The following is a 13314-nucleotide window of genomic DNA, read 5'->3' on the forward strand; positions in this document are numbered from 1 at the left end:
CTCCCCCTCGTTGTACATCGATGGCACGTTCACAGTTATATGAACACCTTATATAAATTCACTAAACATGTTTTTTAAGCGCTCTACCAACCCCGTTTTAGGTGTCTTCCCTTGATTAGCGGAAGGATTATTCGCTTTGTTGTTCCGGTTTGGTTGTTTTTTAGTATTGGAAACTGTGTTATTGCGTCCACGAATATTACGTATGACGTTGTGAAGAACACCAACACCACTAGTAAACCCTGGATCTCTGACCCCTATATAATCCGGCACTGCAATCCGTACAGAAGCGGCAAGCTCAGTCTGAGCAACCTGCAACACGCCAGGCATTGAAACTGTTCCTCCGGTTAGTATGTAACCTCCAGGAAGTTCGCTGTAGCCTAACCGTTTCACTTCTTGATGAAGGAGATGGAATATTTCTTGAATCCGAGGCTCGACAATAGCAGCCAAATCTTGTTGACTGAATTCCTTTTCAACGTTACTCCCGATTCGAGTTACTTTGAAAATAACGTCTGAAGCAGCGTCATCTACTAAAGCACATCCGTATTTTAACTTGACCTTTTCAGCTTGATCCGTTAACGTCCGTAATCCATAGGCAATATCATTGGTTACATACTCCCCACCAATAGGTAGAGTTGAAGTCGCCACCATAGTTCCAGCTTCAAAGACAGCAATGCTTGTTGTTCCAGCACCGATATCAACAAGTACAGAACCCATAGTCTTCTCATCTTTAGATAAAGACATTTGACCTGCTCCCAAAGACATTAGAACTAGATCTTTGATCTTCAGGCCCGATTTCTCTACACAACGTAAAAGATTATGTATGGCCGGTTTTGCCCCAGTAATAATGATTGCTTCCACTTCTAAACGAACGCCAATCATACCTCGTGGATCTTGAATTCCTTCAAGACCATCCACAACGTATTGCTTAGCGACGACATCAATAATTTCCCGGTCAGGAGGCAAAGCAACAACTTCCGCAGCTTTGAGCACGCGTTCGATGTCCTCTTCTCCAATTTCCCGATCCTCGTTCGATACAGCCACAACTCCATGGCTTGTTTGAAGTCCAATATGATTCCCGGATATGCCGACATATACTTCAGATATTTGAATACCAACCATACGTTCCGCATGATCTACTGCACTACGGATTGATTGTACGGTCTGGTCAATATCTACAATTGCACCTTTTCGAATTCCTTCTGAGTCGGCAGATCCAACTCCAATAATATTAAAGGTTCCATTATTTACTTCCCCAATAATAGCACGAACTTTGGATGTACCGATGTCCAAACTAACAATGATGTCATTGTTGCTCAACCGTGGCACCTCCTGTTTTTCAAAATGAAAAGCAAATTGGATAGACGTTCTCTATAAATATTCAACACGGCTTCCTTTTTCCCTCTTTTTTCTACATTTTTTTTGCATATCAAATATTGTCAGCTATCTAATTATAAATATTATAAGAAGAGTATACAAAAAGACTTGTCCATAAAACTAATTGTAGCATTTTTCATTCATTATTAGTAGTCCCACCCACATTCTCAGACTCATTCTCTACGCTTAAGAATGGGACGTATGAATCGGCCTCGAGCATTGTAATCAGTCCCGGTTCTTCTGTCTCTATCACTTGATTGAGATATTCTACTTTATCTTTAAGTAGGGATACGGCAGTAATCACTTCAAATTTAGAGCGCGTGTACAATTTAATACGATCTGGAAAGGAAACCGTAGGAGATGGCATGATCTCTGATATATCCGAAGTCAATTGATTAGGGATCGCACCAAGAGCTTGACTGAGTTCCACTTTATAAGGATCTGCTGAATCCCATTGTGTTAATATTGGCTTCTCAACAGCGATACCACTCGTATTTACGGGAACCATTACTCCATTCGATAAAATAGCCATGAGGGATCCCTCTTGTCCTAACTCATAGGCAACCGTTATATACTCTTGAATCTGTATCTGTATAACACCCGGGAACTGCTTGTCCACCGTTACGTTCTGAACTGATTTCACGTCCAATAATCTTTTCTCCAAAGTCGTTGCCGAAACCCCAAAGAATTGATCACCTACCTTGAAGTCTCCTGCTTGAAGTAACTGCTCTTTCTTAGCGAATACATTCCCTTGAAATTGAATTTCAGAAATTCTGCTTATCGGAGATCTAAAAAAAAGTACAGCAAGCAGAACTAAACAGAATAACATGAGAATAAACATAATTTTACGACTGGTTTTCATTTTTCTTGGTTTATTAGATTTAAGAACTGGTATAGATGTCTTTGACATATCAACTCTCCATAAAATGCCTCTTATCCCCTCTTCTAAAAGAGGGGATAAGCAGGACCTTAGTTGGCCAAATCTAAATGTTTGGACACCGGAGAATGTCTGTGAATATCAGCTCCAAGTTTCTGGAATAATCGTTCAATATGATCATATCCCCGGTCAATATGGTGCACCTGCTCCACAATAGTCTTACCTTGTGCTGCCAATCCGGCAATGACTAATGCAGCTCCTGCTCTCAAATCCGTAGCCTCAACCGTTGCTCCATACAGTCTTTGAACACCACGTATAAAAGCATAGTTGAGATCTATAGAAATATCAGCACCCATGACAGTTAACTCATCGACATGTTTGAATCTTCCTTCAAATACCGTCTCCTTCATCACACTAAAACCATCAGATAAAGTTAACAGTACCATGACCTGGGATTGCAGATCCGTTGGAAATGAAGGATATGGTGAAGTAACAATCCTCTCTACTGCTTTGGGGCGACCCATACAGCTTACGCTCATTATATCATTGCACACACCTATTTGAACACCAGCGCGCTTAAGGACATGAATTAATGAAGTTAGATGTGTAGGATTACAATGTGTTAACGTCACATTGCCACGTGTTGCAGCTGCAGCAATCATAACGGTTCCCGCTACAATACGATCTGGAATGATTTCATATGTGCACGGATTCAGCTTCTTTACACCCTGAATCGTGATTGTATCCGTTCCGGCTCCAATTATACTTGCTCCCATTTGGTTCAGGAAGTTCTGAAGGTCCTGTATTTCAGGTTCTCTAGCCGCATTTGTAATGACTGTAGTCCCTTCAGCCATTGCCGCTGCCATCATTATATTCTCCGTAGCACCTACACTAGGGAAATCCAATTGAATATCTGCTCCCACTAACTTACGAGCCTTACAAAGAATCTGCTGATCTTGTTCTTCAATGACTGCACCCAATGCTCTTAACCCTTTTAAATGAAGATCAATCTTTCGTTCTCCGATCGCACATCCTCCAGGCTGATAAATCGTCACTTCCCCAAACCTAGCAAGTAAAGGTCCCATTAGAAAAATAGATGATCGCATCTGTTTCATTAAGTCTTCCGGTACATGAAACGAATTGGCGGTCGACGTATCCACAATGACCATTTCTTGCTCATGCTGTGTTTGGCACCCTAGCCGATTCAGGATGTTCATCATAACTTCAATATCCAATAGCCGAGGGACATTATGCAAATGAACTATACCATCAGCCAGCAAACATGCAGCTAGAATTGGCAGTGCGGCATTTTTGGATCCATGGATACGCACGGTTCCTGATAGGGTTTTGCCTCCCTCAATCACCAATTTGTCCAATGTATCACCTCCGAGTTTACCGCTCACCTACTATAAACACTTCTGGTACCAAAGAGACACCATACTCAGAATCGATCCGTTTCTGAATTTCGTGCATAAGGGTGAGCACGTCCTCTGCTGTCGCTTGCCCGGTATTCACAATGAAATTGGCATGCTGCAATGAAACCTCTGCACCACCGATTCGATAACCCTTAAGTCCCGCAGCCTCGATAAGCCTTGCGGCGTAATCTCCAATCGGATTACGGAACACACTGCCAGCACAGGGCATCTGTAGTGGTTGAGTACGCCGACGGCGATCTTTGTACGATGCTAAAGCGGCCGCTATTTCTCTACGTTCTCCAAACTTAAGCTCGAATGTAGCTTCAACTACAATTCCCTTTCGCTCGTGCAGAACAGAGTGACGATAGGCAAAGGCCATTTCCCCAACAGCATATGACACCAATTCTCCTGTTTCCAGTACAATCTCAGCGGACTTGATTATGCGTGACACATCAGACCCATGGGCTCCAGCGTTCATATATACGGCTCCACCAACAGAACCGGGAATCCCTCCTGCAAACTCTAAACCCGTTAATCCATGCCTGCCTGCTAGGAAACTCAATTTCACAAATGAGCAACCACCACCTGCAGTTACAGTTTCCTCCTGAAAGTTAGCATATTCCAATGCTGAACCCAGCTTGATGACGGCTCCACGAACCCCCTTATCTGAAACAAGCATATTGGATCCGCGACCAATCTGTATCCATGGAATTCCATGATGATGGAGTAACGTAATAAGTTCTTGCAGTTGTTCTCTCGTTTCAGGAACAATGAAGGCGTCGACAGGGCCCCCGATTCTCCATGTTGTATGTTTTGTCATAGGCTCATTCAGGTGTACTTCCCCGACGTCAGTCTTCATTAATAGCGATGTCCATTGCTGCAATGAAATCCCTCCTTACCATCAAACGGAAAATATGACATTTCTCAATGAATTCAGGAGAACATTTGGTGTCTGGTAACGATTGTTGCCGTGTCCGTGGGCGATTATCACGATTATAAGGTATCTTATGTAATCCTATATAGGTGTGTGACAATCACCGTTCTCTTTTAAAGTACTCCAGACTGACGTCGCATCTTCTCGACCACAACTTTCGCAGGATCCGGTTTACCCAACCTGCCAGACGAAGCCGACATCGCTTTATGAATATTCAAATTCCCGATAATACGACTCGCATCATGTTCACCTCGCAAAACGAGATATATTAAGCAGTATACCTAGCGCTGTGAGCATCAGAGTTAATGAAGATCCACCATAACTAATCAATGGGAGAGTAATCCCTGTTACGGGCATCATTCCGATCACGACACCAATATTAACGATCACTTGAATGGCAACCATTCCAACAATACCGACAGCAAGTAAACTTCCAAAGCTATCCGAGATTGTCATCGCAACACGCATACCACGCCATACTAGAATCAGAAATAATAGTAATACGATCATGCCACCAATAAATCCAAGTTCTTCAGCCAAAATCGAAAAAATAAAATCTGTTTGTGGTTCCGGCACATAACTGTATTTCTGGCGACTCATGCCTAGTCCTAAGCCACCAAGCCCACCCGGCCCAATAGCATACAGAGATTGTATAATCTGATATCCAGCCCCTAGAGGGTCTGACCATGGATCAAGGAAAGCTGTGATCCGTTTGAGCCTATACGGTGCCGCAAGAATAAGTCCGGCAAATCCTACTATACCAACAAGACCTAGCATTCCAAGATGCTTCATACGCGCACCAGCTGTAAATACGATCATAAGTGATGCCCCAAACATAACACTTCCCGTTCCCAAGTCAGGCTGCAACATAACAAGTGCAAAAGCAGTACCGATTAACCCAAGCGGGGGGAGTAGCCCTTTAGTAAAAGAAGTGATATTGTAATTCTCCTGACTCAACCATTTCGCAAGAAATAGTATCATTCCAAGCTTCATAAACTCTGATGGTTGAATGCCGAATGAACTAATACCAAGCCAACTACGCGCTCCCCCTCTTACATTACCAATCCCAGGAATAAGCACCATAATGAGTAGAATGAAACAGATCACTAGGCCCACTTTGGCATATTTCAACCAAAATCGATAATCAAGGTTCGCTGTAACAAACATCGCCGCAAGACCTAAGCCAGCGAATAAAGCCTGGCGCTTAACAAAATAATAAGAATCTCCATAATTATGGAACCCAAGGACAGAACCTGCGCTCTGTACCATAATAATTCCAATTGCAAGCAGACCAAGAATACATAGTAGGAGCCATAGATCTGGGCTTTGGCGTGTTTTATTCATGAAAAGCCACCTCGTGTTAGAGAAAGTAGGGGCTTATCCACATCCCCCCTACTTAAAGATTATGCACCGCCTCTTTAAAAATGCGTCCACGTTCCTCATAAGAAGCAAACATATCCCAGCTTGCACAAGCTGGAGATAGTAGAACAACATCTCCCTGCTCAGCAATCCTCGCTGCTTCTTTCACGGCGGTGATCAGTGTTGTGGCGGAGTCCTCTACAGTATCGACGATGGAAATGTCCTTTAATCCAGCGAGTTCAGCGACTTTCGCAATTTTTTCTTTCGTTTCTCCGAGTACTATAACCGCTTTCACTCTTTCTCCAAATACAGTTAACAGTTCCATGTAGTCAGAACCACGATCTAATCCACCCGCTATTAATACGATTGGGTTCTTAAATGATGTAAGAGCCATCGTAGTCGCTTTCGAATTTGTTGCTTTGGAATTGTTGTAATAAGAGACGCCGTTTGTCTCCTTAACATATTCAAGACGATGCTCCACGCCTCGGAAAGCAGAGAGTGGCGTTGAAAGTTGATCTATTGACACTCCTGCAGCGATAGCGATTGCACACGCAGCAAGTGCATTTTCTACGTTGAAACGCCCTGGGAGACCAATATCTTCTACAGGGATGATGTCATGAATGATTCCTTCAGCGTCACGATATACAACGGAACGCATCAATGAATCCTCGATGCTTGCAATATAAGGAGGGCTGACATATATCCCCTCTACCAACTCTTCGCTCATAGAAAAAGGTAGAATACGCCCTTTCATGTGAGGTACTAGACTACGGCAATAAGGATCATCCCAATTGAGGATCGCGATATCATCTTCTCTTTGGTTCACGAACATGTTTACCTTGGAAGAAACATAATCCTCCATCCCTCCATGATAATCCAAGTGCGTCTCCGCAACGTTAAGCAGACATCCAATACGCGGTCGGAACTGTTGCGTTCCTTTCAGTTGAAAGCTACTCAGCTCAACTACCATCCAATCATCCTCGTTAGCCCCTGCTATAGCCGCACATAGAGGCGTCCCTATGTTACCTGCTACGATAGAAGACATTCCTGCGTTACGAAGGATGTTACCAACCCATGTCGTCGTTGTCGTCTTACCATTAGAACCTGTTATTCCAATCATAGGAGCCTCAGAAAGATGGTAAGCGACCTCCACTTCCGTAACGATGTCAATCCCAAGTTCCATCGCCTTAACTAAAGGAGGAACAGAATAGGGAATACCCGGATTCTTCACAACCAAAGCAATGTCAGTATGGATGAGATCACTTGGATGAGAACCGCAAATAACAGAAATTCCCAAAACCTCTAGTTCAGAAGCTTCGGGACACTGATCTTTCTCTTTTTTATCATTAACGGTGACTAAAGCCCCCATCTTATGGAGAACTTTAGCGACTTCCACACCACTCTTTGCAAGTCCGAGTACAACAACTTGCTTATCTCTGTATGTGTCTGGATGATTCATAATTACAACCCCTTGTTAATATAAATTCCGAGACCTGCTAGTACGAGGCCCACAGCCCAAAATGTGATAACAACCCGCCATTCCGACCAACCTGAAAGCTCAAAGTGATGATGAATAGGGCTCATTTTGAAAATCCGTTTACCTCTTAGTTTAAATGATCCTATTTGTAGAACCACTGAGAGCATTTCTATAACAAATACCCCTCCAATGATAAGGAATAGCAGTTCACTCTTGGTGACTATCGCAATCGCACCGATAGCTCCTCCGATCCCAAGTGATCCTGTATCTCCCATAAATACTTTGGCAGGATGTGCATTGAACACTAAGAAACCTAATACCGCACCGATCATTGCTGCTGCACAAAAAGCTGCTGGAAGAGACGTTGCTTGCATGGCCACTAACGCAAAAGCTCCAAAAGCAATGGCGCTCACGCCAGATAACAATCCGTCTAGCCCATCCGTAAAGTTTACAGCATTACTAATCGCAAGAAGCATAAAGACGATGAATGGGTAATAAAACCAACCACCCCAGTCAAAGCCCCATGAGGTACCTGGTATAGTTATCGATGTGTCGTGCCCATTTTGAAAGAGTAAATAGCATATAATTCCAGAGAATAGCAACTGTCCAATTAACTTCTGACGAGATGTCAAACCAAGTGAGCGTTTGAATACGATTTTAATATAATCGTCAAGAAAACCAATCAACCCAAATCCAAGTGTTGCAACAAGCAGTACATAAAAATCAGTATTTACAATGGAAAACTTCAAAAAAGATAAAGTAAACGCCAATAAAATAACAATGCCACCCATCGTGGGTGTGCCCGCTTTTGCTAAATGGCTTTCGGGTCCATCATGCCTTATCTGTTGTCCAAACTTCATACGGCGCAACAAAGGAATGAGTATAGGTGCAGCAATCACAGCCAAAATAAAGGATACACCGATTGTTAGTAATAATAATTTAATGTCCATAGTTTCACCCCTTCAGTTTGTCAGATTTGCTAACACTTCTCTATAAGAGCATTTACTACTTCTTCTAGCTTCATCCCACGTGAGGCTTTTACCAGCACAATATCTTTAGGGTGAATTTGTTCTACAAGATGTTTAATTAGTGCAGCTTTATCTGTAAAAGCATGTACATCAGCCTCAGGGAGATTCACCCGTGCAGCTTCAGCTATATAAGAGGACAACGGTCCGTATGTATACAGCATATTTATTTTGTCAGACGTAACGTAACTTCCGATTTCAGCATGATATTCTTTCTCTTGCGATCCAAGCTCCAGCATGTCCCCGAGCACTGCGATCTTCCGTCGATACCCTTTCATACTTTCGAGTACATCGATAGCAGCCTTCATTGATGTTGGACTTGCATTATAGGCATCATTAAGTAAGGTTAAACCTCTAGGAGAGACAACATGCTCAATGCGCATTCCTGTCAACTGTAGATGAGATAAACCCTCTTTGATGCTCTCTTCACTTATATTAAAAAAACGTGCAACTGTAAGTGCTGCTAAACAGTTAACCACATTGTGGCGACCAAATAGAGGTAAATCTATTCCAAGATCCTTATGAACAAGCGATGTGAAAATAATGCCTTTTGCATGGAACATCATACCCGTTGGGTAATCATCGTTATTTGAATCCAAGCCAAACGTACTTGTGTGTAATTCTGCTGGTTTCACAGTTTGCGATTCAGCAAGCACCTCTGGAATAAGTGGCTCATCACCGTTATAAATAAGAAAACCACCTGATTTCAATCCACTGACAATTTCTAGCTTAGCTCTCGCAATTTCTTTGCGCGACCCCAATTGTAGGAGATGAGATTCTCCAATATTCGTGATAAGTGCAACGTCTGGTTGTGCTATAGATGATAAGATCTCGATCTCTTCTCGTCCACTCATACCCATCTCTAATACCACAATATCTACATCCGAATCCATTCTTAGAATGGTAAGTGGAAGACCGATGTGATTGTTAAAGTTACCCTCAGTCTTGTGAACTTTATAAGTTGTATCTAGGAGTGCATACACCATATCTTTCGTCGTTGTTTTACCGTTGCTTCCTGTAATTCCAACAACTTTACACCCTACTTCTTTCAAGTATGCTTTAGCAAGTAATTGTAAAGCCACTAGTGTGTCTTCGACTTCAATGACACTTCCTTCTGGACATACGCCTCGGTCACTTTGCCACAATGTAGCGCCTGCCCCACTCAATAGTCCCTTAAGCGCAAAATCATGGCCATCATATCGCTCACCTACGATCGGCACAAATAAACATCCCGCCACAATGTGGCGAGAGTCTGTGATAACTCCCTGTATGACCTTATTACGATCCTCTTCATGACTGATCGTTCCACCACACATTTCAGCAATTTCACCCAACGTTTTTTTTATCACTATTGTATACCCCTTATCGCTTCTTTTGCGACGATACGATCATCGAAATCATGAGTCGTCTGTCCGATTAATTGGTAGGTCTCATGACCTTTCCCCGCAATCAATACTACATCTTCAGGGCTTGCCATATCAATAGCTTTTTGAATTGCTCCCCGTCGATCTACGATCAACTGATATTTCTCTTGAGGTACTTGATCTTCGATAAGTCCTTGCTCGATATCTTTCAATATGGATTCAGGATCTTCTGTTCGAGGATTATCCGACGTTACAAATACAACATCACTATACTTCGCTGCAATTTTCCCCATGATTGGGCGTTTCGTCTTGTCGCGGTCACCACCACAACCGAATACCGTTAATACACGGCCTACAGCGAATTCATCCACCGTCTTGAGTACGTTCTCAAGTCCATCTGGTGTATGTGCATAATCAACAATAACAGCAAACGGCTGTCCAGCATCCACGGATTCAACACGGCCATCAACACCGCTTAAGGATTCAAGGCTACGTTTAATTTCATCAAGCGGAACACCTTCTAATAAAGTAGCTGTTATCGCTCCCAACGCATTGTACACGTTAAATTTGCCGACCATTTTTAGCTTTATATCCGTGCTTCCTTTGAAAGAATCCACATGGAAATCTGTGCCTTGTGCGCTAATTGATATCTCGGTTGCACGCACATCAACACCTTCCTCTAAACCATACGTAACGACTTCCGCTGATGTTATATTTTTAAAGTACGCCGACGCAGGATCATCTGCATTCAGTACAACAAACTTCCGTTTATCTTGAATACTTTGGAAAGCGTTCCCCATGCGAGAAAAGAACAATCCTTTCGCTGCACGATACTCATCCATCGTATTGTGGTAATCCAAATGATCCTGTGTGAGATTCGTAAAAACAGCCGTACGGAAATCAGTGCCTTTCACCCGTCCTTGTTCCAAAGCATGAGAGGATACTTCCATCACGCAACAGCGAGTACCACTCGCTGCCATATCATGTAGCGAACGCTGTAATTCTAACGCTTCAGGTGTTGTACCTGACATGGGGAATGTACGGCCTCCATAACGCATCTGAATCGTGCCGATAAGCCCCGTTTTCACGTTATGATCATTCATAATTTTCTCAATCAGATAAGCCGTTGTTGTTTTACCGTTCGTGCCTGTGATGCCAATCACTTTCATCTGTTTGCTAGGTGATCCGAAGAATGCATCTGCAAGCACAGCCATAGCATAGCGACAATCCTTAACGATAATTTGTGGTAGGTCGATATCCAATTGCCGGTCAACAACAAGTGCCGCAGTCCCTTTTTCCATCGCTTGCTGAGCATAGTTGTGTCCGTCAACTGTGTGACCTGGCAAACAAATGAATAAATCCCCCTCGGTTACCTTGCGGGAATCCGTCTGTATGCCAGAAACTCTAATATCTACACTACCAATGATGTGTTTGATTGTTAATGTTGAAGCCAATTCATTAAGTCTCATCTATAATCCCTCACTTATTTCAATTATCATCATATTTGACGAATGTTAGGCACCTTACGGTGCCTTATCTCCAACTCCCGTACCGGTCTCAGCGCTACCCATATAAATACGTATGGTTGCTCCCTGGTCCACCCTACTGCCCGGCTTAGGAGCCTGACTTACCACTGTTGTACCACTTCCTGATTTAGAGAGCATGAAATTCATATTGAGATCTTCATACAAATCTTGAACGGATGCCCCGACTAGATCAGGTACGGTGACAATCTTGGTCTCACCATATTTGTATTCTTTCGTTATCTGATCTTTACGCTGTGGCACTTTCATATAATGGAGCGCATCTTCTAGTATATTTTGTACAATAGGTGCTGCAACTACACCCCCAAATTGCACGCCTTTTGGGTTATCCACAGCTGTATATACGACAATCTGAGGATCATCTGCTGGTGCAAAACCGATAAATGACACAATATGTTCTGTTGCCGAATAACGACCATTAACTACAATTTGGGCTGTCCCTGTCTTTCCTCCAACACGGTAGCCATCGATAAATGCTGGGCGCCCTGTCCCTTTAGCCACGACACTTTCTAATGCTTCTCTAACTTTACGGGACGTCTCTTCGGAGATAACCCGTCTTATTAGCTCTGGTTTCGTTTCTTCCACAATCATATTCGTTTCTGAGTTGATCCAAGCCTTTGAAACAAACGGTTTGTATAAATTACCGCCATTGATCGCGGCCGATACTGCTGCTACTTGTTGTATAGGCGTAACCGAGACCCCTTGACCAAATGATGTAGTCGCTAGTTCTACGGTTCCGACATTAGCTAATTTGAACAGTATCCCATTCTCTTCTCCATTCAAATCAATCCCTGTTTTGGAACCGAACCCGAAATTGCGTATATATTTGAAAAGTGTTTCTTTTCCAAGTCTTTGACCTAATTCCACAAATCCAGGGTTGCAGGAGTTCTCCACAACTTCAAGAAAAGTCTCACTGCCATGGCCGCCCTTCTTCCAGCATCTCAGCTTAGCTCCGCCCACTTTAACATATCCTGGATCAAAGAACGTGTCACGATTCAAGTCCACTTTCTTCTCCTCTAAAGCAGCAGCAAGCGTAATGATTTTAAAAGTAGACCCTGGCTCATAAGTCATCCATATGGGCAAGTTGCGGTTATAGACTTCCGCTGGATACTCCTTATAAAGTGCTGGCTCATATCCAGGTCTGCTAGCCATAGCGAGAATTTCGCCCGTTTTGGGATTCATGGCAATTGACCAGGCACCTCTAGCTTGAAACTTTACCATAGCTTGGTCAAGTTCACGCTCCATAATGGACTGTATCGACTTATCTATGGTAAGTTCAAGACTTAGACCATCCCTTGGCTCCGCGTATTTCTCCGAGGAACCGGGCATAAGCCTTCCACCTGCATCAGATAAATAAGATATGTTTCCATCGAATCCTTTTAACCTATCATCATATTTCTGTTCAATACCCGTTATTCCCTGATTATCAATCCCTGTGAATCCGAGAATATGAGCGGCCAAATCACCATAAGGATAATACCTTTTATTGTCCTCTGCAACAATGATACCCGGCAGCTTCAAATCACGGATTTTCTGAGCGAGCTCCATCGTGATCTTACGTCCACCGGGTTGTAGTTTTACATTCATGGATTTCTTTTTCTTGAGTTTCTCCAGAATTTTCTCTTGGCTCATACCAATCAGAGGTGATAATGCCATAGCCGCCTTTTCCGGTTCCTTCACCTGAACGGGTATCGCCCATACCGTAGGTGAACTGATATTGAAAGCTAAGGCGGTTCCGTTACGATCAAGGATCTCTCCTCTTTTGGCCGTAAACGGAAGTTGTCTTCGCCACAAATCCTCTGCTCTCTCAGATAACTCTTTACCTTGTCCGAGTTGAACATAAGCCAATCTAACCATTAATGCTACAAACAGCACGCAAAAGAGCAGCAAGCTCCACAGTAGCCTCCGTCTCAGCGTCACATTTGAAACTTTCATCGCAATAGCC

The 13314-nt window shown here is 43.1% G+C and carries 11 protein-coding genes; all 11 read right to left on the reverse strand.

Annotation, left to right across the window (positions count from 1 at the left end; genetic code table 11):
• Positions 1–48 precede the first annotated feature (48 nt).
• Positions 49–1317 (reverse strand): cell division protein FtsA, encoded by a 1269-nt coding sequence (gene ftsA / locus PGLA_RS23595; RefSeq protein ID WP_068537645.1) that lies wholly within the window; start codon positions 1315–1317, stop codon positions 49–51.
• 193 nt (positions 1318–1510) lie between these two features.
• The gene (locus tag PGLA_RS23600) at positions 1511–2284 is read right to left on the reverse strand and encodes a cell division protein FtsQ/DivIB (RefSeq protein WP_068537646.1); all 774 of its coding nucleotides are present in this window, start codon (positions 2282–2284) and stop codon (positions 1511–1513) included.
• Between the two features lie 59 nt (positions 2285–2343).
• A complete protein-coding gene (gene murA, locus PGLA_RS23605) occupies positions 2344–3627 on the reverse strand; it encodes a UDP-N-acetylglucosamine 1-carboxyvinyltransferase (protein WP_068537647.1) in 1284 nt (427 codons plus the stop codon).
• A 16-nt stretch (positions 3628–3643) separates the two neighbouring features.
• Positions 3644–4549, reverse strand: a complete 906-nt coding sequence (murB, locus tag PGLA_RS23610; RefSeq protein ID WP_068537648.1) for a UDP-N-acetylmuramate dehydrogenase — start codon at positions 4547–4549, stop codon at positions 3644–3646.
• A gap of 164 nt (positions 4550–4713) precedes the next feature.
• Positions 4714–4857: a hypothetical protein gene (locus PGLA_RS28265; protein ID WP_161487991.1), complete on the reverse strand. Its 144-nt coding sequence runs from the start codon at positions 4855–4857 to the stop codon at positions 4714–4716.
• On the reverse strand, positions 4847–5944 hold the full coding sequence (gene spoVE / locus PGLA_RS23615; protein ID WP_068537649.1) for a stage V sporulation protein E: 1098 nt from the start codon (positions 5942–5944) through the stop codon (positions 4847–4849). The genes PGLA_RS28265 and spoVE overlap by 11 nt, the downstream gene beginning before the upstream one ends.
• 52 nt (positions 5945–5996) lie before the next feature.
• Positions 5997–7418 (reverse strand): UDP-N-acetylmuramoyl-L-alanine--D-glutamate ligase, encoded by a 1422-nt coding sequence (murD, locus tag PGLA_RS23620; RefSeq protein WP_068537650.1) that lies wholly within the window; start codon positions 7416–7418, stop codon positions 5997–5999.
• Positions 7419–7420: 2 nt separating this feature from the next.
• The gene (mraY, locus tag PGLA_RS23625) at positions 7421–8386 is read right to left on the reverse strand and encodes a phospho-N-acetylmuramoyl-pentapeptide-transferase (RefSeq protein ID WP_068537651.1); all 966 of its coding nucleotides are present in this window, start codon (positions 8384–8386) and stop codon (positions 7421–7423) included.
• Between the two features lie 29 nt (positions 8387–8415).
• The gene (locus PGLA_RS23630) at positions 8416–9807 is read right to left on the reverse strand and encodes a UDP-N-acetylmuramoyl-tripeptide--D-alanyl-D-alanine ligase (protein ID WP_342671710.1); all 1392 of its coding nucleotides are present in this window, start codon (positions 9805–9807) and stop codon (positions 8416–8418) included.
• Between the two features lie 2 nt (positions 9808–9809).
• Complete coding sequence (locus tag PGLA_RS23635; RefSeq protein WP_068537653.1) at positions 9810–11294, reverse strand: UDP-N-acetylmuramoyl-L-alanyl-D-glutamate--2,6-diaminopimelate ligase; 1485 nt, start codon at positions 11292–11294, stop codon at positions 9810–9812.
• A 54-nt stretch (positions 11295–11348) separates the two neighbouring features.
• Entirely contained in the window at positions 11349–13304 is a 1956-nt protein-coding gene (locus tag PGLA_RS23640; protein WP_068537654.1) for a stage V sporulation protein D, read from the reverse strand.
• Positions 13305–13314 lie beyond the last annotated feature (10 nt).

The organism is Paenibacillus glacialis (genome assembly GCF_001637205.1).
GTDB lineage: Bacteria > Bacillota > Bacilli > Paenibacillales > Paenibacillaceae > Paenibacillus_AQ > Paenibacillus_AQ glacialis.